16 protein-coding genes and 1 other RNA gene are annotated in these 20887 nt (G+C 67.5%); 4 read left to right on the forward strand and 13 right to left on the reverse strand.

Going from position 1 to position 20887, the window contains the following annotated elements:
• Complete coding sequence (locus tag ABFX56_RS06400; protein ID WP_346232426.1) at nucleotides 1-2028, reverse strand: DNA polymerase III subunit gamma and tau; 2028 nt, start codon at nucleotides 2026-2028, stop codon at nucleotides 1-3.
• A 256-nt stretch (nucleotides 2029-2284) separates the two neighbouring features.
• Between ABFX56_RS06400 and ABFX56_RS06405 the strand changes: the two genes are divergently transcribed.
• On the forward strand, nucleotides 2285-3157 hold the full coding sequence (locus ABFX56_RS06405; protein WP_346232427.1) for a hypothetical protein: 873 nt from the start codon (nucleotides 2285-2287) through the stop codon (nucleotides 3155-3157).
• A gap of 78 nt (nucleotides 3158-3235) precedes the next feature.
• Here the strand turns inward: ABFX56_RS06405 and ABFX56_RS06410 are convergent, their stop codons facing one another.
• From ABFX56_RS06410 to ABFX56_RS06460, 11 genes are all read right to left on the reverse strand, one after another.
• Nucleotides 3236-4681 (reverse strand): acetate/propionate family kinase, encoded by a 1446-nt coding sequence (locus ABFX56_RS06410; protein WP_346232428.1) that lies wholly within the window; start codon nucleotides 4679-4681, stop codon nucleotides 3236-3238.
• Nucleotides 4678-6777, reverse strand: a complete 2100-nt coding sequence (pta, locus tag ABFX56_RS06415; protein ID WP_346232429.1) for a phosphate acetyltransferase — start codon at nucleotides 6775-6777, stop codon at nucleotides 4678-4680. The genes ABFX56_RS06410 and pta overlap by 4 nt, the downstream gene beginning before the upstream one ends.
• A gap of 10 nt (nucleotides 6778-6787) precedes the next feature.
• Nucleotides 6788-8050, reverse strand: a complete 1263-nt coding sequence (locus ABFX56_RS06420) for an MFS transporter (RefSeq protein WP_346232430.1) — start codon at nucleotides 8048-8050, stop codon at nucleotides 6788-6790.
• Nucleotides 8047-8622: a helix-turn-helix domain-containing protein gene (locus ABFX56_RS06425; protein ID WP_346232431.1), complete on the reverse strand. Its 576-nt coding sequence runs from the start codon at nucleotides 8620-8622 to the stop codon at nucleotides 8047-8049. The genes ABFX56_RS06420 and ABFX56_RS06425 overlap by 4 nt, the downstream gene beginning before the upstream one ends.
• A 180-nt stretch (nucleotides 8623-8802) precedes the next feature.
• Nucleotides 8803-8899: signal recognition particle sRNA small type (gene ffs / locus ABFX56_RS06430), an RNA gene on the reverse strand.
• A gap of 90 nt (nucleotides 8900-8989) precedes the next feature.
• Nucleotides 8990-10057 (reverse strand): tellurite resistance/C4-dicarboxylate transporter family protein, encoded by a 1068-nt coding sequence (locus ABFX56_RS06435; protein WP_346232432.1) that lies wholly within the window; start codon nucleotides 10055-10057, stop codon nucleotides 8990-8992.
• A gap of 24 nt (nucleotides 10058-10081) precedes the next feature.
• A complete protein-coding gene (locus tag ABFX56_RS06440; RefSeq protein ID WP_346232433.1) occupies nucleotides 10082-10450 on the reverse strand; it encodes a carboxymuconolactone decarboxylase family protein in 369 nt (122 codons plus the stop codon).
• A gap of 101 nt (nucleotides 10451-10551) precedes the next feature.
• Nucleotides 10552-11850 (reverse strand): dihydrolipoamide acetyltransferase family protein, encoded by a 1299-nt coding sequence (locus ABFX56_RS06445; protein WP_346232434.1) that lies wholly within the window; start codon nucleotides 11848-11850, stop codon nucleotides 10552-10554.
• A 9-nt stretch (nucleotides 11851-11859) separates the two neighbouring features.
• Nucleotides 11860-12903, reverse strand: coding sequence for an alpha-ketoacid dehydrogenase subunit beta (locus ABFX56_RS06450; RefSeq protein ID WP_346232435.1), 1044 nt, complete (start codon nucleotides 12901-12903; stop codon nucleotides 11860-11862).
• Nucleotides 12900-13976 carry a pyruvate dehydrogenase (acetyl-transferring) E1 component subunit alpha gene (pdhA, locus tag ABFX56_RS06455; RefSeq protein WP_346232436.1) on the reverse strand — a complete coding sequence of 359 codons (1077 nt, stop codon included), beginning with the start codon at nucleotides 13974-13976 and terminating at the stop codon, nucleotides 12900-12902. The genes ABFX56_RS06450 and pdhA overlap by 4 nt, the downstream gene beginning before the upstream one ends.
• Before the next feature lie 114 nt (nucleotides 13977-14090).
• Nucleotides 14091-15008, reverse strand: a complete 918-nt coding sequence (locus ABFX56_RS06460) for an HpcH/HpaI aldolase/citrate lyase family protein (protein ID WP_346232437.1) — start codon at nucleotides 15006-15008, stop codon at nucleotides 14091-14093.
• 204 nt (nucleotides 15009-15212) lie between these two features.
• Between ABFX56_RS06460 and acnA the strand changes: the two genes are divergently transcribed.
• A complete protein-coding gene (gene acnA / locus ABFX56_RS06465; RefSeq protein ID WP_346232438.1) occupies nucleotides 15213-18017 on the forward strand; it encodes an aconitate hydratase in 2805 nt (934 codons plus the stop codon).
• A gap of 70 nt (nucleotides 18018-18087) precedes the next feature.
• Here acnA and ABFX56_RS06470 read toward each other — a convergent pair whose 3' ends face one another.
• On the reverse strand, nucleotides 18088-18531 hold the full coding sequence (locus tag ABFX56_RS06470; protein ID WP_346232439.1) for a universal stress protein: 444 nt from the start codon (nucleotides 18529-18531) through the stop codon (nucleotides 18088-18090).
• A gap of 126 nt (nucleotides 18532-18657) precedes the next feature.
• Here ABFX56_RS06470 and ABFX56_RS06475 point away from each other — a divergent pair, with 126 nt between their 5' ends.
• A complete protein-coding gene (locus ABFX56_RS06475; RefSeq protein ID WP_346232440.1) occupies nucleotides 18658-19656 on the forward strand; it encodes an NTP transferase domain-containing protein in 999 nt (332 codons plus the stop codon).
• Nucleotides 19653-20834 (forward strand): molybdopterin molybdotransferase MoeA, encoded by a 1182-nt coding sequence (locus ABFX56_RS06480; protein ID WP_346232441.1) that lies wholly within the window; start codon nucleotides 19653-19655, stop codon nucleotides 20832-20834. The genes ABFX56_RS06475 and ABFX56_RS06480 overlap by 4 nt, the downstream gene beginning before the upstream one ends.
• Nucleotides 20835-20887: the final 53 nt, after the last annotated feature.

Here is a 20887-nt window from a genome sequence, read left to right on the forward strand (position 1 = left end):
TCAGAATTCCTTCGGCGTGACGAGCGGTTCAATGGTCTGCTCTTCGATGAAACTGGCGCCGAGAATCTCCCGAACGACCGATTCGCCATACCGTTGCCGAGGTTGCAGGCCCGTGGACGCTGCCGCCTTCTCGACCTTCGCGGCGACGGTCGCGGCTGGGGCCGTCGGGGACACCTTCGGGTCGGACTTCACCGGTGCCGCCTTGGCGGGCTTCGGTCGCGCAGCGACGCTGGGAGTACCGCCGGGCGCGGAGCCATCGGGTGCGGAGCTATCGGGCGCGGAGCTATCGGGTGCGGAATTGTCGAACTCCGGCACCGGGGCGGTGTACCACGAGGTGCCGTCCGCTTCGGGGGGCGCTGGTTCGATGTCGGGCTCGGTGGGCTCCGGCGGTTGCCCGCTGTCCTCTGGGCGCGTGTTAACCGGGCGCCCACTCGCAGGCGAACCGACCGGTTTCGGGTCAACCTTCGCCAGGAGTGCCGGCCGGATGCCCAGAACCTGGAAGGTGGCGTCCTTCAGATAATCGCCGATCCCCTGCCCTGGGGCCGACCGCTCCTTGAGCCCGTCGACGTCCTTTTGGCTGGGGAACGTCAAGACCAGCACGTTGTTGTCGCGCAGTTCGCGAGGTCTCGCCGTGGCCAGGACCATCCAGGCCGTGCGCTTGGCTTCCTCGACGACCTTGAGGACCTGGGGCCAGGCATCCTTCACCTGTTGCAGGGTGATGGGGCCGGCGGGTACCGGCGGTTCGGCAGCGGGCACCACGGCGGGCACGTCGGTGGGGACCGCGACGGGCACCGTGGTGGAGCCGGAGGAGGGTGCTGCGACGGAGGGCGCCCTGGGCGCTGGCACCGACGGGGTGCCGGCATCCGCGACCCCGATGCGACGCTCCAGTCGCTCGAGCCGGACTAGCGTGCCGCGCTCGGTGTCGTCGCTTGAGGGAAGCAGCACGCGCGCGATGAGCAGCTCGAGGTGCAGACGCGGCGAGGTGGCACCGGTCATCTCGGTGAGCGCGGCATTGACGACATCCGCCGCCCGGCTCAGTTCCGCGACGCCGAACAGTGCCGCTTCGCTGGCCATCCGGTCCAATTCGTCCTGTTGGATGCCCCGTAACACCGCGGCTGCGCCGCCTCCGGTGGCGGCGACGATGATCAGGTCGCGGAGGCGTTCGAGCAGGTCTTCAACGAACCGACGCGGGTCTTGGCCGGTTTGGATCACACGGTCCACGGCGGCAAACGCTGCGGCAGCATCCGCCGACCCGATTGCCTCCACGACCTCGCCGAGCAATGCCGCATGCGTATAGCCGAGTAGGGCGACGGCGCGCTCGTACTGCACCGTTGACCCTTCGGACCCCGCGATGAGCTGGTCGAGCAGGGACAGGGTGTCGCGGACGGAACCGCCGCCGGCGCGCACCACGAGCGGGAGTACGCCGGGTTCGACGTCGATTTTCTCACTCTGCGAGATCTGATCCAGGTACTCGAGCATCTGCGCGGGCGGCACCAGCCGGAATGGGTAGTGGTGCGTGCGCGAGCGGATGGTGCCGATGACCTTCTCGGGCTCGGTGGTGGCGAAGATGAACTTGACGTGCTCCGGCGGTTCTTCCACGATCTTCAGCAGCGCGTTGAAGCCCTGCGGCGTCACCATGTGTGCTTCGTCGAGGATGAAGATCTTGTAACGGTCCCTGGCCGGTGCGAACACGGCGCGTTCACGCAGGTCTCTGGCGTCGTCCACACCGTTATGGCTGGCGGCGTCGATCTCCACGACGTCCAGCGATCCGCCGCCGTCACGGGACAGTTCGACACAGGAGTCGCACACGCCACAGGGGGTGTCAGTGGGTCCCTGGGCGCAGTTGAGGCAGCGCGCGAGGATGCGTGCGGAGGTGGTCTTGCCGCAGCCGCGAGGCCCGCTGAACAGGTAGGCGTGATTCACCCGGTTGGTGCGCAGCGCCGTCATCAGCGGCTCGGTCACCTGGGACTGGCCGATGAGTTCGGCGAAGGTCTCGGGCCGGTAGCGGCGATACAGGGCGGTAACCACGACCCAATGTTACTTGGCGCACCCGACAGCCGGAGCCGCGCGCTCTGGGCCGCGCTTGCCACCGACCAACGCGTACTCAACCGAGGGGGAAAAGCGACACCCCGGGTTTCGGCGCCGCGACACGCCGGCCGGCTGCAGCATCCCCTCGGTTGTGTAGCGCGCCCTCCGCTCCTCCCCCAGAGCCCGAGCCAACCGGCTTTGCACAGACCGAGCCGACGGGCGGCGGAATGCGGCTTGCGGCGACGACACTGCAGGGATGAATACGCTGTGCCGGCTCGGTCACGTCGCGTCATCGCGTCAACTCGCCGCGCACGGAGTGGGTCGACGGCGGATGCGCGCGGCGCTGGCCGACGGCACCGTCGCGCGGCTGCGCCGTGGCATCTACGGCTGCGCGCACCTGGATGCCGCCACCATGCATGCCGCCGCAGTGGGTGGAGCCGTCACCTGTGTCTCGGCGCTCGCGGCGGCCGGGGTGTGGAGCGGACCGTGGCAAGGTGGGACACCGCCGCAGCTGCACGTGCAGGTGCCACCCACCGCATCTGAGCGAACCGGCGATCCTCAAGTACGCGTGCACTGGGATGCGCCGCGTTTCGGGATGCGATCGCCGTGGTGGGTCAGCCCCAGGCAAGCCCTGTGGCAGGCGATGCACTGCCTCGACGAGGAGAATGCCATAGCCGCCATGGAGTCCGCCGCACACGAGGGTTTTCTCACGTTCGAGCAGGTGCAGCAGCTTGGTCGGCTCGCTCCTCGCCGGCTGCAGGATGGCATCCGTCGCCTGATTCCCAACAGCGGGTCGGGCAACGAGACGATCGCGCGCCTTCGGCTACTGCGGGTCGGTTATCGCGTTCAGGCGCAGAGCGCGGTTCCTGGAATGGGTCACGAAGATCTCGTGGTGGAGGACTGCGTCGGCCTCGAGGTGGATAGCCGCACCTGGCACGGATCGGAAGACAGCTACGTGCTGGACCGGGATCGGGACCTGCACGTCGCCGGGCTCGGCAGGGTTGTGATCAGGCTGCGCCCGTCGTACATCACCGACACCTGGCCGCACACTCTCTCGGTGATCGATCGCACGGTCGCCGACGCGCTGCGGGAGCGGCGCAGGCGCAGCGGACGCCCGCTGGCCGAGTAACGGACGCAACCGAGGGCGAGATGCGACACACCGGGTTCCGGTGCCGCGACACGCCGACCGGCCGCAGAATCCCCTCGATTAGGTGCCGGATGCGACGGCGAGCGTTTGGCGGGCGATCTCGAGTTCCTCATTCGTCGGCACCACGAGCACGGCGATCCGAGAGTCGTCCGCCGAGATGACCCGAGCCTGGCGGGAGGTGCTCTCGTTGCGCTGTGGATCGACCACGATGCCGAGGCCTTCGAGTCCGGCGAGCGACCGGGCGCGCACGGCGGCGTTGTTCTCGCCGACCCCGGCGGTGAACACGATCGCATCCGCCCCGCCGAGTTGCGCGAGATAGGCGCCGACGTAGTGGCGGATCCTGTGCAGATATACCTCGAAGGCCAGCCGCGCGGTGGGGTCGGAGTCCGCAGCAGCAGACACGTCCCGAACGTCGCCGTGGCCGGTCAGCCCGAACAGCCCGCTGTGATGGCTGAGCAGATCGTCGATCTCAGCGAAGCCCATCCCTGCCGATCGCTCGAGGTGGATGAGCACTCCCGGATCGATGTCGCCGGGCCTGGTACCCATCACCAGTCCCTCGAGCGGGGTCAACCCCATCGAGGTCTCTACCGAACGCCCGCCGTCGACGGCGCAGGCGGATGCGCCGTTGCCGATGTGCAGTTCGATCAGCTTCAGTTCGGCGACCGGCCGGCCCAGCAGCGTAGCCGCGGCATCCGTGACGAACGCGAAGGACGTGCCGTGGAACCCGTAGCGACGGATGCCGTGCTTCGCGGCCACCGTCGCATCGATCGCGTAGGTGTATGCAGCGGGCGGCAGGCTTTGGTGAAACGCGGTGTCGAACACCGCTACGTGCGGCAGCGCCGGAAAGGACTGCTGCGCCGCGACGATGCCGGCGAGATTGGGCGGGTTGTGCAGGGGCGCCAGCGCCGACAAGTCGTCAATGTGCTGCTTCACCTCATCGGTGATCAGCGTGGGCTGCGCGAACCGGTCCCCGCCGTGGACCACCCGGTGGCCGACCGCCACGGGCGGGTTGGAGTCGAGGTCGGGGCCGTACGCGGCGAAGTTCTCGAGCATGACCGCGAACGCCGCGGTGTGGTCGGGGACGGTGAGCTCGCGGGTGGAGGTGCCCTTCGAGACACTCGCTGGCGCTCGCTCCTCAGGGACCGCCTCCGAGACACTCGCTGGCGCTCGCTCCTCAGGGACCGCCTTCGAGACACTCGCTGGCGCTCGCTCCTCAGGGACCGCCTCCGAGACACTCGCTGGCGCTCGCTCCTCAGGGACCGCCTCCGAGACACTCGCCGGCGCTCGCCCCTCAGGGACCGCCTCCGAGGCGGGCGCTAGAGCACCCACCTCAGGGACCGGGGCGGAAGGGACAGGGACCCCGGCCGCGACCGTGTGGCGCGCGACGCTGTGCGCTTCGCCGATGCGGTCGACGAGGCCGCTCGCGAGCATCCGCTGTGTGCTCATCTCGATGAGCTGGTACTTGAGCGACGACGAACCCGCATTGACGACGAGGATGCGACTCACCGGCGTGGCTCCTCGGTGGCGGTTTGCGCCTGGATGGCGGTGATCGCCACGGTGTTGACGATGTCCTGCACGAGCGCGCCGCGTGACAGATCATTGATCGGCTTACGCAGACCCTGCAGCACCGGCCCGATCGCCACCGCCCCGGCGCTGCGCTGCACCGCCTTATAGGTGTTGTTGCCGGTGTTGAGGTCGGGGAAGATGAATACGGTGGCGCGCCCGGCCACCTCGGAGTTGGGCAGCTTCGCCGCGGCCACCGCCGCATCCGCCGCCGCGTCGTACTGGATCGGTCCGTCCACCGCCAGATCCGGCCGTCGCGACCGCACCAGGGCGGTCGCGGCGCGCACCTTGTCGACGTCCGCTCCGGTGCCAGACTCGCCGGTGGAATACGACAGCATCGCCAGTCGCGGCGCCACCCCGAACTGCTCAGCGGTCGCCGCGGAGGACACCGCGATGTCCGCGAGCTGTTCCGCGGTCGGATCCGGCACCACGGCGCAGTCGCCGTAGACGAGCACGCGGTCCTCCAGGGCCATGAAGAACACGCTCGAAACGATGGACACGCCCGGGCTGGTCTTGATGATCTCGAAGCCGGGCCGGATGGTGTGTGCCGTGGTGTGCGCGGCGCCGGAGACCATGCCGTCGGCCAGGCAGAGGTGCACCATCATGGTGCCGAAGTAGGACGGGTCGGTGACGGTCTCCCTGGCCACATCGATCGTCATGCCCTTGTGGGCCCGAAGCCGCACGTACTCCTGCGCAAACCGCTCCCGCAGCTCCGGGTCCTGGGTGCTCAGCACCGCCGCAGCCGAAATGTCCAGGCCGAGTTCCGCTGCTCTGGTGCGCACCTCCTGCTCCTCGCCGAGGATGGTGAGCTCGACCACGCCACGGCCGAGCAGCGTGCTCGCCGCCCGCAGCACGCGGTCGTCGTCGCCCTCCGGCAGCACGATGTGCCGGATGCTGGACCGGGCCCGTTCGATGAGGCCGAACTCGAACATCAGCGGCGTCACCACATCGGAGTGGCCCACCTCCAGGCGGTCCAGCAGCACCGCCGCATCCACATGCCGCTCGAACAGCGCCAGGGCGGTGTCGTACTTGCGCTGCGAGTCGGCCGCGAGTTTGCCCCGCGACTGGGCGATTCGCTGGGCGGTGTCGAACGTGCCGAGCTCGGTCGAGATGATCGGCAGCGCGGGGTCGAGTCCCGTAATGAGCTTCTCGATGGTCGGTGAGATGTCGAAACCGCCGTTCAACACCACGCCGGCCAGCGACGGGAAGGTGCCGGACGCGTTCGCCATCAGCAGGGCGAGCAGCACCTCACTGCGGTCCCCGGCAACCACGACGATCGCGCCGTCGTCCAGCCGGGTCAGCACGTTCTCCATCGACATTCCAGCGATGACCACGCTGAGCGCTTCCCGGTGCAGGAGCGCCGGGTCACCCTTGATCAGCCGTCCGTCGCAGGCGGCCATGATGGTGCCCACCGTAGGCGCCACCAGCACCCGGTCCTCCGGAATCGACCAGGCCGGGATGCCGGCCGCCGCCGACACGGAGCGGGTGATCTCCTCGAGGTGCGCGGGATCGGCGCGATTGACCACGACGGCCAGCACGGCAGTGTGGGATGCGGCGAGCTCCGGCATCGTGATTTCGGTGATCTGCCGCAACTGGTCGGCACTGCGTCCGCGCACCTCGTCAGCGTCCCGGCCGGTGAGCACCAGCAGCACCGGGGCGCCGAGGTTCGCGGCGATGCGGGCGTTGAAGCTGAGCTCGGTGGGGGTGGCCACATCCGTGTAGTCGCTCCCGACGATGACGACGGCATCACAGGCGTGTTCGACGGCGTTGAAACGCTCGATGATCCGCGAGAGTGCGGCATCCGGATTCGCGTGCACTTCGTCGTAGGTGGCGCCGACGCATTCGTCGTAGCTCAAGTCGACGCTGTCGGCGGCTAACAGCAGTTCGAGTACGTAGTCGCGCCCCTGCACGGATCGGGCGACGGGCCGGAACACGCCAACGCGGCCGACGCGGTGACTGAGCGCATCCAGCACGCCCAGGGCAACCGTCGACTTTCCCGAATGACCTTCGATCGATGCGATGTAGATGCTGCGGGCCACGTTTCTAAGACTACGGGGTGACTACTCGCGCTTTGGTGTCCAATTGCCGCCAGGACCGCCCAACCGTTGGTGCGAGCGTGACCAGCGCGTACGCTGCGGCAACGACGATGAGGGTCGGGAGCAGGCCAGCCTTTTCGACCGCGACGCCGCCGAGGAGGCTGCCGAGCGGCATCCCGGCCGTGACCCCGGTGGTCAGGGCGCCGAGGACGCGGGCACGCATTGCTCGGGGGATCTTCGCGTAGAGCATGGCGTCGAGGAGCGGGTTGATCGAGCCGGCCGAAAGCCCAGCAAGAACGAACACGCTCAGCAGGGCGGGCACCGGCAGATCCAACGCCATCGCGATGTAGGTCGGCGGTCCAGCCAGGATGAAACACACGACGAGGGTCAGCCGGGGTGGCAGCCGGTGCCCGAACCAGCCGAACAGGCCGGCGCCGGCGAGCGCTCCGAACGCGAAGCAGGCCACCATGATGCCGAACAACGAGCCGTCTGGGCTGACCGTGCGCGCGTACACGGGTTTGAGTACGAGCATCCCCGCGGCGTCGAAGCAATTGGTGACTACGATCATCAGCACCAGGTTGCGGATCAACGGCTCGGCAGCCAGGTAGCGCACGCCGTCGGCGAACTCCCGCCAGAACCCCAAGGCCGTCGCCTCCTCCGGCGCCGACGCCGCGGTGCGTGCCGGCACTCCACTCCACAGCAGCGCCGCCGAGACCGCGAACGAGACGGCATCCAGCAGCAGCGAGTTGAGCGGTCCCAGCCAGACCACGGACACCGCAGCCACCGACGCGCCGACCATCATCGCGCTGCGCGAGATCGCGGATGCCGCTCCGGTCGCTCGGGTGAGCCGCACGTCGCACGAATCGGCGAGGTCGGGCAGCAGGGATTCCTTGGCGGTGTTGCCCGGAGTGTCCAGCACGCCGCTAAGGAACACCAGGGTGAGCAGTGCCCAGAACGGCAGCCCCACGGTGGCGGCAAGCACGGGGATAGCGAGCACGGTCAGCCCGCTGGCCAGGTCGGCGGCGATTGCGGAGCGGCGGAAGCCGAGCCGGTCGACGAGCACGCCGCCGAGTGCCCCGCCAACGATCATCGGCACCGTCGCGAAGACTCCCGCAACCCCGGCGGCGAACACCGATCCGGTGACCTGCAGCACGTACAGCGGGATGACCACCAGCGTGACCGCGTTGCCGGCGAGCGAAAGCCCGTGCGCGGCGAGCAGTGACACCAGCGGGGCGAAGCGCATCCAGTGCACAGCCGCGGTGCGAACGCCACTCATGGTCGGCGCACCGCGTGCACGATGAGTTGCACGGCCCGGGTGCCCGCACGGTCCCGATCGCGGCCTTCTCTATGCCACTTTTCGATCACAGCCTCCAGTTCCGCGCCGGCGTCGGCCAACTCGGCGGCGGTGAGGAACGCGATGGTGTCCGAGGAGCCCGCGGCCTCCACCCATTCCCTACTCTGGCCGGGCAACGCGTCGATCGCCCGATGCAAGGTCCCGGCGTAGACGTCGATGATCTGGTGCCGGATGGCGGCGGCAGCGTGCTGCTCCGCGGCCGGGGCCTCCACGTCGACCGGATGCAGCCGGGTGACCTCGTGGGCGGCCCGCCACCAGTGCTCGCGCCGGTCCGCCGCCAGCTCCGGCACTTCCTCGACAAAGCCGAACTCGGCGAGTTTGCGCAGGTGGTAGCTGAGCGTACCCGGCGCTTCACCGAAGAGCTCTGAAAGCACTCCCGCGGTGCGCGGCCCGTTGACCCGGAGTTCTCCGAGCACCTGCATGCGCAGCGGATGCGCCAGCGCCCGCATCTGCTTCACGCTCGTGAGTGCGACCGATCGGATGTCCCTACGCATCGGCTCAGCATATATCCACAAGACTTCTTGTGCAACACTTCTTGTTAGTCTGAAACGAGGACGAACTTCTTCCGGGAATCAGTAGGGCGCCCACGAGAGTCGACCCGGCAGGACAGTCGAGCGAAGCGAGCCATCGGGTGCGCCCGCGAGCGCCGGCGAGCCGGACGTTTGCCCGAAAATGTAAGCGGCCCCTCGCGCACCCATCAGAGCCCGGTTACCCTTGCTACGTTTCCGTCCTGGGGGAGTTGGCCTGGATGACGCCACGCGAGGAGCCACCGGTATCCTACCTGCTGTCCGCCCGGCAACTGTTCCCGTTCCGGCTAACTGTTCCCCGCGCAACGGACACAGTTGCCCGCAACGGGAACAATCACGGCACGCGAACGGTACGCACCGACGCCACCATGGCGACTGTCACCACGAGCCACGCGAGTCCGGCGATCCAGGTCCCCACCTGCCCGATGCCGACCAGTATCGGCAGCTCGGCGACGCCACCGAAGTGCATGCTGGCGACCGAATACATGCCGAGCGGAAACACGATGCTCCACAGTTCCGATTCGTACCGCACGGGTTCGCGCCGGATCCCGTGCCGCCAGACGGCGAAGACGATCAGCAGGGGTATCCACCACATCCCGAAGGCCCACAAAATGTAGGTGAACCCGGAAATGAACGCCGCGGTTGCGGTGAAGACCGGCAGGTCGGGTGAGAGCGCGAGGATGCGGGACCCCGCCAGCACGGTGATGGCGGTCGCACCCATGTAGATCCAATAAGAGGGACCGAGTTTGTGGGGGTCGCGCCGGGTGGTGAGCAGCCGCAGCGTGACGAGGGTGGCGAGCATGATGTACAGCATCACGCCGATCCCCCACAGGGCGACAGCGACATCGGCCAGGGCGGCGTTGTTCGCGTGTTCGTCGAGCGCGGCTGCGGCTGTGGCCAGCGACTGAGTGCCGACCACCCACAGGAACCAGCTGCCGTTCACTTCCGCCGACACCGGGCTGTCCCGGTCTCGAAGAATGAGCGTGCCGGGCACACCGTAGGTCAGCAGCAGCCACAGTGGCACGCTGAGCACGGCCAGCACGACGGTGGGGATGGGCGCCTCCGGGGTGTACAACCGCACCCCGACGACGTTGACAGCGGCGACCACGGTGAAGAACCCGAACGCGCGAGCAGGCTCGCCGGCATCTCGGAGCACATCGGCACGGTATGCCGCCACCCGCCACACCATGGCGGCAGTGATCAGAACCAGCCCGAGCACCGCGATCACGAGCAGGGCCAGTGAGATCACGCGCTGGCCGACTAAACCATACGCCGAGGATACGATGCCGGTCGCCATCACGAAGGCGAACGCCCCCGGCGGCAGGTGCCGCACAGCATCCGTCAGCCAGGAGGAGCGCATTATCGAACTGCCGACGTCATCGAACTGCCTTGTCCGTGTCATCCGCCGGGCTCGCTGACACCGCCGTCAGGCGTGCGCGTGCGCCTCGTGGGCGGCGTCCGGAACACCTTCGCCCAGCGCGCGCAGCGCGATCGCGGAGTGCGCATAGGCGCCGCCGGCACGCATCTCGGCCGCAACCCAGATGGCTTCCATGATCTCTTCGGAGCTGGCGCCCTTGCGCTTAGCGAGCTTGGTATGACCTTGGATGCAGTAGGGGCACTGCGTCACGTGCGCCACCGCGACGGCGATCAGCTGCTTCGTCTTCTCCGGCAAGGCGCCCTCGGCAAACACCTGGTGGCTGAACGCCTCAAAGGCATCTTGGATGTCGGGGGCGAGTTCCTTGCGCCTTGCGGCGACCTCTCGCGTGGTGTGTTGGTAGACGGACTCGTCAGTCATAGAGCAGCTCTCCAAGAATCTCGCAGCAGTTTGTGCCGGTTCTTCCAGTTTACGGCGGGCAAGCCTCACCCCCCGGGCTGCTCGATCCGCGAAACCGCCGGCTAGAGCACGATGCTCAGCGGGGCCTCGAGAATACCCTTCAAATCGCGCAGGAACGCCGCGGCCATCGCCCCGTCCAGCACGCGATGGTCGACGGTGAGGGTGATCTTCATCTTCGGCACTTCGACGAGCTGGCCGTCGCGCACTTCCGGCACGGGGACCGCCGCACCGACAGCGAGGATCGCGGCCTCGGGCGGGTTGATCACCGCGGTGAACTCGTCGATGCCGAACATGCCGAGATTGCTGATGGTGAAGGTACCGCCGCTCATCTCGTCGAGCTTCAGCTTGCCGGCGCGGGCCTTCTCGGCTAGGGCGACCGTGGTCTGCGCGATCTCGCCCAGCGACTTGCGATCCGCGTCCTGCACGACGGGCACGATGAGTCCGTCGGGCAAAGCCACCGCGATGCCGATGTTGATCCGGTTGTGGCGCAGCAGCTTGTCACCGCCCCACGAGGAGTTGACCTCCGGATGCGCACGTAGCGCCACGGCGACCGCGCGCACGATGAGGTCGTTGATGCTGACCTTGCCGCCGGATGCCGCCAGTGACTCGTTGACGTCCTTGCGGAAAGCGATGAGCTTTCCGGCATCCACCACGTTCGTGAGGAAGAAATGCGGGACCGCCTGGCTCTCGGTGAGTCGACGGGCGGTGACCTTGCGGATGTTGTTGATCGGCACCTCGACGGTGTCCGGTCCGGCCTGCACCGCCGGAGCTGCTGCCGGTGCCGCCTGAGCGCTGGGCCCCGCGGCGATGGCCGCTTCGATGTCGGCGCGCACAATCCGGCCCTGCGGGCCGGTGCCGGTCACGGAGGCCAGATCGATGTCATGATCGCGGGCGATTTTGCGGGCCAGCGGCGAGGTGCGTAGGGCGCCTGCTGCCAGGCCGGTGTCCGGCGCCTGGTCCTTCTTCTCCGGTTCCGACTTGGCCGGTTCCGACTTGGCCGGTTCGGTGGTGCCGGGCTGCTGCGTGCCCGGCTCGGACTTCTCGGGTTCTGATTTCGCCGGTTCGGTCTTCTTCGCGTCGTCCTTCTTCGCGTCGCCGGCCCCAGCCGGAGCGGATGCGGCGTTGCTACCGTCACCGATCACCGCGACGGCCTGGCCGATGGGGACCACGGTGCCCGCGGTGACGAGTTGCTTCTCGAGCACACCGTTCTCAAACGCCTCGAGATCCATCGTCGCCTTGTCGGTTTCGATTTCGGCGAGCACGTCACCCTTGTGGATCTCATCGCCAACGTTCTTGAGCCAGCGGGTGAGTTCGCCTTCCTCCATCGTGTCGGACAGACGGGGCATGATTACCTCAGGCATGTTCGCCTCCTAGCGTTGGAACCGTGTGGCATCGAGCACCTCACGGATCACCTTGATCAAGTCGGCCGCATCCGGAATCGCCGCCAACTCGAGCGGCTTGGCGTACGGCAGCGGCACCTCCGCGGCGGCGACGCGACGCACCGGCGCATCCAGGAAGTCGAACGCTCCCTCACTGATGGTGGCGGCTACTTCCGCGCCGATGCCGTAGGTGAGCAGGTCGTCCTCGAAGATGACGGCGCGGCTCGTCTTGCGCGCCGAGGCGCAGACGGTGTCGCGGTCCAGTGGGCGCAGGCTGCGCAGGTCGATGACCTCGATCGAGACTCCTTCCGCTTCGAACTGCTTCGCGACTTCCAGCGCCGTGACCATGCCGCGCGAGTAGCTGATCAGGGTCAGGTCGGTGCCGGCCTTGACGACGGCGGCCTTGCCGATTTCGGCGACCTGGTCTCCATCCGGAACTTCGCCCTTGAGGTTGTACAATCCGAGGTTTTCCAAGAAGATCACCGGGTCATCGTCGCGAATCGCGGCGGTGAGCAATGCTTTGGCATCCGCCGGGGTCGATGGTGCGACCACCTTGAGGCCTGGGATGTGGGCGTACCACACCTCGAGGTTCTGCGAGTGGGTGGCGGCCAGTTGTTGCCCGCCTCCGCCAGGAGTGCGGATGACCAGCGGCACGTTCACCTGGCCTCCGAACATTGCGTGCATCTTGGCGGCGTGGTTGACGATCTGGTCGATCGCGATGAGGCTGAAGTTGATCGTCATGATTTCGACGACCGGGCGCAGCCCGAGCATCGCGGAACCGATAGCCGCTCCGACGAAGCCTTCCTCTGCGATGGGAGTATCGACGACTCGCTTGGGACCGAACTCGGCCAGAAGCCCGGCGGTGATCTTGTACGACCCCTCGAACACGCCGATCTCTTCACCGATCAGGTAGACGTTTTCGTCCCGAGTCAGTTCGGCGCGGAGTGTCTCGTTGAGCGCTTGCCGGTAGGTGATGACCCGCGAACCGGTCTCGGATTTCTGGCTGTTCTCGTTCGTTGTGACCTCGTTCGTCATGACAGCGCCACCACCGGGTCGCCGGGGAGTGCGGTGGATGCGTTTGCGACCGGTGTCGCGTAGGTGTAATCGAACAGTTGGTCCACACTCGGATCCGGACTGTCATCGGCGAAGGCCACAGCCTCGGTGACGCGCTGCTCAGCGGCGGCGTCGATCTTCTCGGCTTCCGCCGCGTCGAAGACGCCGGCGGCGATCAACCGATCCCGGAACAGCGGTATCGGGTCGGCACTGCGTGCCTCCTCGTTGTCCTCCTTGGAGCGGTACCTGGCAGGGTCCACCACCGAGTGGCCCCGGAGGCGGAAGCTGGTCGCCTCGAGGATGCGCGGCCGGCGCTGCACCCTAGCGATTTCCAGGGCCTTGCGGGCCGCGTCGCGGACCGCGATCGGGTCGTCGCCGTCGACCCGCTCCCCCTCAATGCGGTAGGAGCAGCCGCGCTTGTAGAGGTCAGGCTCGGCGGCGGCCAGGGCGACCGGAGTGCCCATGCCCAGCTTGTTGTTGATGATGACGTAGACGATGGGGAGATTCCACAGTCCGGCGAGGTTCAGTGACTCGTGGAAGGCGCCGATGTTCGTTGTGCCGTCACCGAGCAGGCACATCACCGCTTCGGAGTCCGGCCCAGCCTCGCTGCGGTAGCTGACGGCGAGCGCCGCACCTGTTGCCGGGGGAATCTGCCCGCCAACGATGCCGTAGCCGCCGAGCATTCTCAGGTCCATGTCGAACATGTGCATGGAACCGCCGCGGCCACCCGAAACGCCCGTGCTCTTGCCGAACAGTTCCGCCATCACCGGTCCGGGCTCCATGCCGCGCGCCAGCGCGTAACCGTGGTCGCGATAACTGACATAGAGGTAATCGCGTGCCTCCAGCGCGGCCATCAGGCCGGTCACGGTGGCTTCCTCGCCCAGGTTCAGATGACAGTAACCGCCGATCTTGGCCCGCGCATACATCTCGCTGGCGCGCAGCTCGAACGCCCGCACCAGCGACATCTGCTCGTAATACCCGCGTAGGACTTCCGCGGACTCATTTCCGGGAAGGCTACGGACCTTAACTTTTGTGGAGCGGGTTTTGTCCGCCATAACGCGCCTCGCTTTCGACACACCGCGTGCTCCTAGTTTATGGGCCCAACGGTGGTGGCCGAGACCGCGAGCGCTGCTCACGCCCTGCGAGGCGGGATGCGCGGCATTGAAGCGTCAGTAGGCCGGTGAAGGCGGCACCTGGAATGCCGTCGCCAGCTCGATGATCTTCTGCGCGCGACCCAATCGGGGCCGGTCGCTGCCGTCGCGGATGACGCATCCGCCCGCTTCGAAATCGGCGAGGAACTTCTGCGCCCACGCGACGTCGGTCGGCGTGGGGCTGATCACCTCGTTGACGATCGGAGTCTGTGCCGCGGACAGGCAGATCTTGCCGGTCATGCCCATGAGCACCGTCACGGCGGACTGCTCCCGCAAAATCGGATGGTTGCCACCGACGGTCGGGCCGTCGATGGGCCCTGGAAGCTTGCCGGCGCGGCTGGCGACCACCAACCGTGCGCGCGGGTAGGCCATGGCTTCTTTGTCGGCACTCATGCCCGTGTCGCGGCGGAAGTCGCCGCTGCCGAACGCGAGCCGGAACGCGCCGGTTGCACGTGCGATGGCTGTCGCTTCCTCGATGCCCAACGCGGACTCGATGAGCGCCACCACGGGCTTGCGCGCTGCCAGCCGTTCATACGTGTCGCTGACCTGTTCCGGGCCCTCGGTTTTAGCGAGCATGACTCCCAACAGGCCAGGACATCCCGCGAGGGCGTCGAGATCGTCCGACCAGAAGCCGGACGTTGCATCGTTGACGCGCACCCAGGCGTGGCCACCGGCCCTGAGCCAGTCCACGACGTCCGCCCGCGCCTCGGACTTCCGGCTGGGATCGACGGCGTCTTCGATGTCCAGCACCACGGCGTCGGCGGCGGAGGCTTCCGCCTGGTCGAATTGGTCGGCGTGCGTGGCCGGCACCAGCAACCAGGAGCGCGCCAGCTCAGCCGGGACCCGCGCGATTCGCGGTGCGGAGAGCACGTCCTCCCCCAGCACACTCTCCAATGAGGGGCCCGTCGCCTGGTCGAGGTTCGCCGGATCAAACATGCTGATCGCGGCCGCTGCTGCTGGGAATGAAAATCTGTGTGTTGGCCATTGAGAAAGGCTAGGCCGCTCGGCGCCAATCCTCCAATCCTGCCCCGCGGCCCGCGTTTCGTTGACACACGGATGCCCCAGGCGCACGATAGGGGAAACGCAGCGCGCCCTCGACGCCTGGGCGCCCCAGTTGCGGTCCAACTTCAGTGGAGGTCAATGATGACGAACGGTGCGGCGAACAGCTTCGGGGCGCGCGACACCCTGACCGTGGGCAGCAAATCGTACGAAATCTTCCGGCTGGATGCGGTGCCCGGATTCGAACGCCTCCCCTATAGCCTCAAGGTGCTGCTGGAGGACCTGCTGCGCAACGAAGACGGGACGCTGGTCACCGCCGACCAGGTGCGGGCGGTTGCCGAGTGGGATCCGGCCGCCGAACACGGCTTAGAGGTGCAGTACACCCCGGCGCGCGTGCTACTGCAGGACTTCACCGGAGTGCCCTGTGTGGTGGACCTCGTGGCCATGCGCGACGCCATGGCGGCGTTTAACGGCGACCCGCAGAAGATCAATCCGCTGATCCCCTCGGAGCTCGTGATCGACCACTCCGTCATCGCTGACTCCTTCGGTGGCCCCGGATCGTTCCGGATCAATGCCGACCTCGAGTTCTCCCGCAACCAGGAGCGGTACCAGTTGCTGCGCTGGGCGCAACAGGCCTTCGATGATTTCCTCGTGGTGCCACCGGATACCGGCATCTGCCACCAGGTGAACCTCGAGTACCTCTCCAGGGTCGTGTTCACCCGGGTTCGCGGCGGCGTGACGCAGGCCTACCCCGACACCCTCGTGGGCACCGACTCGCACACCCCGATGGTCAACGGGCTGGGGGTGCTTGGCTGGGGGGTCGGCGGCATCGAAGCAGAGGCCGCCATGCTGGGCCAGCCGATGAGCATGCTCGTGCCTCCGGTGCTGGGTTTCAAACTGACCGGAGCGCTCCGCGAAGGCGCCACCGCGACCGACCTGGTGCTCACCGTGGCGCAGTTGCTGCGGCAGACCGGTGTCGTCGGCAAGTTCGTCGAGTTCTTCGGGCCGGGGGTGGGGAATGTTCCTCTGGCCAACCGCGCCACCCTGGGAAACATGAGTCCCGAATACGGCTCGACCTGCGCCATCTTCCCGATCGACGACGTCACGCTGGAATACCTGCATCTGACCGGGCGCTCCGAGGAGCAGATCAGCCTCGTCGAGGCGTACGCGAAGGAGCAGGGCCTTTGGCATGATCCCGAGCACGTGGCGGACTACTCGATTGTCCTCGAACTGGACCTCGCCGATGTTGAGCCGTCCATCGCCGGACCGAAACGCCCGCAGGACCGCATCCCGCTCTCCCACGCCCGTAGCGTCATCGGAGCGATTCTGAACGGGGGTTCGCTGGCCCCTGAGGAGCTTGAGGGTCTGGATGAGGCCTCTGCCGAGTCTTTCCCCGCCAGCGACCCAATCGCGTTCGGCAAGATCGGTCCGAGCGAGCATCCGGTGGACCGCTCAGAGCCGGAGCCTCATCAAGTCTGGCCATCGAACCCCGCCCCGGTGACCTTCGCCGACGGACGCACCATGAGCGTGGACAACGGGCACGTCGTCATCGCGGCGATCACCTCCTGCACCAACACGTCCAATCCGTCCGTGATGATCGGAGCCGGACTGATGGCGAAGAAGGCGGTGGAGCTGGGGCTCAGTTCCAAGCCCTGGGTGAAGACTTCGCTGGCTCCCGGCTCCCGCGTCGTGACCGACTATTACGACAAGGCCGGACTCACCCCTTACCTCAACCAGTTGGGCTTCGATCTGGTCGGATACGGCTGCACCACGTGCATCGGCAACTCAGGACCGCTGATCCCCGAGGTGGGCGATGCGGTCACCGCGAACGAGCTCAACGTGAGCGCGGTGCTCTCCGGCAACCGCAACTTTGAGGGCCGCATCCACTCTCAGACCCAGATGAACTTCCTCGCCTCACCACCGCTGGTGATCGCGTACGCGCTGGCCGGCACGATGAACACCGATCTGATGACCAGCCCGCTCGGCGTGGGCACGGACGGGCAGCCGGTGTACCTGCGGAACATCTGGCCGAGCAGCCGCGAGGTGGAAGAGGTCGTCGGCGACGTGCTGGAGGCAGACATGTTCTCCAAGGGATACGCGAACGTGTTCGAGGGCGATCACAATTGGCAGGACCTGGAAATCCCCGAGGCTGACATGTTCGCCTGGGACGATTCCTCCACCTACGTGCGCCAGCCGCCGTACTTCCAGGGGATGCCCCGGGAGCCGGAACCGCTACGCGACATCACCGATGCCCGGGTGCTGGCTCTACTGGGCGATTCGGTGACGACGGACCACATCTCACCCGCCGGTGCGATCAAGAAGGACTCGCCAGCAGGAAAGTACCTGATGGAGCACGGGGTCGAACCGCGAGACTTCAACTCGTACGGGTCGCGCCGCGGAAACCACGAGGTGATGATTCGCGGCACGTTCGCGAACATCCGACTGAGGAACCAATTGGTCCCGGATGTCACTGGCGGCTTCACCCGTCACCTGCCGGACGGCGAGCAGCTGAGCATTTTTGACGCCTCGACCCGCTACCTCGAAGACGGCGTCCCGCTCGTGATCGTCGCCGGTAAGGAGTACGGGTCCGGATCGTCCCGCGACTGGGCGGCCAAGGGCACCCTGCTGCTGGGCGTGAAGGCGGTGCTGGCGGAGTCCTTCGAGCGCATCCACCGCTCGAATTTGATCGGCATGGGCGTGCTGCCGCTGCAGTTCGCTCCGGGGCAGACGGCGCAGTCCCTGGGGCTCACTGGCGAGGAGGTCTTCTCGATCACCGGATTGGCCGGAGCGACGCAGGTGCCGCACGAAGTCACCGTGCGCTACACCCGCGGTCCGCAGACCGGCGAATTCACCGCGGTCGTGCGCATCGACACACCCGCCGAGGCGGCATATTTCCGTCACGGCGGCATCCTGCAGTACGTGCTGCGCAGCCTGCTCGATCACTAATCGAGGGGATCCGGGCGGCACGCCGTTTTTCGCGGCGCGACACGCCGAGCCGGGTGCCCGATCTCCTCGGTTATTGACCGGAAGGGGGGTTCCGCACGACCAGAACCGGGCAGTGTGCGTGCGCGGTGACGGCCGCGCTCACCGAGCCGAGCAGCAGACCGGTGAAGCCGCCGAGACCACGGCTTCCCACCACGAGGATGTCGGCCTCGGCGCTTTCGTCGATGAGCACGGATGCCGGTTGCCCCTGTCGCACCACGCTGCGCAGCCCGGCGGGACGGTTATCGCCGTAGGCACGGCCGAGCGCTTCTTCGAGCACCTGCGCCGCGTCCTTCTCTGGCGACCATTCCAGAGCGACGAAGTTGTCGTACGCCGGTGGGTAACGCCAGCAGGCCACCGCCGTCACCGTCGATCCCAGCGCCTGAGCCATGGCGGCCCCCTGGCGCAGCGCCTCGATCGAGGGCTCCGATCCGTCCACGCCGACCACGATCGTCCCACGACCGAGCGAGTCAGACATTGGAACCGGCCCCCAGCCCGCGAGAGGAAGCCCGATCTGGCTCCCCGACGTTGCCATGGATGCTCATGTTCCCGAGCCTAGTGCGACCTGCCCAGCGCGACCAGGGCCGGTCAGTAGAGTGAGAGAGTGCTCGTGGATGCGCTCATTTTGGCAGGAGGCCGGTCGTCGCGCCTGGATGGCGTGCCGAAGGCCCAGCTGCGCTTCCGAGAGCACACTCTGCTTGATCAGACCATCGCCGCCGTCGTTGCGGCGATGCGCAACATCGTGGTGGTGGGCGACGTCACCGGGGCTCCCCTGCCGACCGGCGTGCTCGTGACGCGCGAGGAGCCGCCGTTCAGCGGACCGGCAGCGGGGATCGCCGCCGGCCTGACCGCGCTCGCGTCTGCCGATCCGATCCCCAGCGACTACACGCTGGTGCTCGCCTGCGATATGCCGGGCATCGACGCAGCCATCGTCCGGTTGCTCACCGCGCTGGAGGCGCAACCCGCAGACGGCGTGCTCGCGGTGGACGGCCGGCACCGCGTGCAGCCGCTGGCCGCTGCCTACCGCACGTCGCGGCTCACCGCCGCCGCCGAGGCCAAGCGCGCCGCCGGCATCCTGGAAGGCCTTTCGATGTTCCAGCTCATCGCCGGACTCGCACCGATCGAGGTCGCCGTTCCCGAAGGCGCGACGGACGATGTTGACACCTGGGCGGACGCTGGTCGCTTGGGCGTCGCCCTCCCGCCAGGACACGCGCAGCCGGCGACGACGCATCCGACGCAGAACCAACCAACACAGTCGAGGGAGAAGAAGATGGCCAATCCTGAACAAGCCAACCCGGGCATGAGCCGCGAGGACGAGGACGAGCTCTTGAAACGGTGGTCGGCCAGACTCGTGGAGGCGCTCGCGGTCGAGGGACTCGAGGTGGATCTCAAGGGTGTCTTGGGGCTGGCCGGCCGGGCAGCCCACTCCGTGCTCCGCCCGGCGGCACCGCTGACGACGTTCGTCGTCGGCTACGCAGCCGGACTGACTGTCGGCGCCGGGCAGGCCACCAGTGAGGCGGCGGTGAAGGCCGCACTTGATGTCGGATTCCAACTCTGCCGCGACGAGATGATCGCGGCGAACCCCGACCACGACAAACGATGAACGTGGAGCCGCTCGGCACGCGGCCGGACTGGCACGCCGCTCGCTCCTATAGTTACCGCGCGCCGCAGCGGTTGGAGCCGGAGTCCGTGCCGCTGAACGAGGCGGTCGGCAGGGTGCTGGCTGCAGACCTGGTTGCCCTCTGCGACGTGCCGCATTATGCGTCCTCGGCGATGGACGGTTGGGCGGTCGCCGGCGATGAGCCATGGCAGCTCGCCCCAGGGCACCGGCTGGAACCGGGACACGCGGCCCCGATCGTGACCGGCGGGCTGATCCCGGCCGGGGCGCGTGCCGTGCTCCGCAGCGAGCACGGCACGGTCCGCGGCGCCGACGGCGCCCAGGTTTTGGGAACCAGCGCTGGCGCGCGCCCCGGCGAACCGGCGGACGGCGACAACGTGCGTCCCGCTGGCGAAGAGGTGGCCCAATCCGACGTCGTCTTTCCGGGCGACACCCGCCTGAACCCTGCACACGTTGCTGTTGCGGCGGTGTGCGGACACGACGAACTGACGGTGCTACGTGCCCCGCGCGTCGCACTGATCCTCACCGGCGATGAGGTGGTCGGTTCCGGTATTCCCGAGCCCGGTCATGTGCGGGACACCTTCGGACCGCAGTTTCCGGCGTTGATCCGGATGTTGGGCGGCATCGTCACTGCGGCTGATCACCTCCGCGACGACCTCGACGTTCTGCTCGACACAATTGCCGAGGACACCATCGCGGACGTCCTGATCACCACGGGCGGCACCGGCCGCTCGACCGCCGACCATCTGCACGCTGCACTGAGGCAATTGGATGCACGCATCCTCATCGATGGAATCGCGATGAGGCCCGGTGGTCCGAGCCTGCTGGCGCAATTGCCCGACGGCCGCTACCTGGTCGGACTCCCGGGAAACCCGCTGGCCGCGATGATGGGCATGCTGACTCTCGCGCAGCCGCTGCTCGCCGGGCTGGCCGGGGCCGCAGAGCCGACCCTTGGTTCGGTGGTGACGGGGCGAGACCTTACCGGCAGGCCAGGACTGTGCCGACTGCTCCCGTATCAGTTGCAGGGCGGCACGGCGGCTAAGAGTCCCTGGTTCGGGTCGGGAATGTTGCGGGGCCTCGCGACGGCGAGCGGAGTGCTGGTGTCACCGCCGGAGGGCGCCCGCTCGGGAGAGAGTGTTGCGACGGTGCCGCTGCCCTGGTGAAAAAGCCGCGAACGGGCCGGCGCGGTTTCGATATGCGGCCTCCTTCGTCGGGC

Origin of the sequence: Parafrigoribacterium mesophilum, from assembly GCF_039652555.1 — a bacterium.
Classification (GTDB): domain Bacteria; phylum Actinomycetota; class Actinomycetes; order Actinomycetales; family Microbacteriaceae; genus Parafrigoribacterium; species Parafrigoribacterium mesophilum.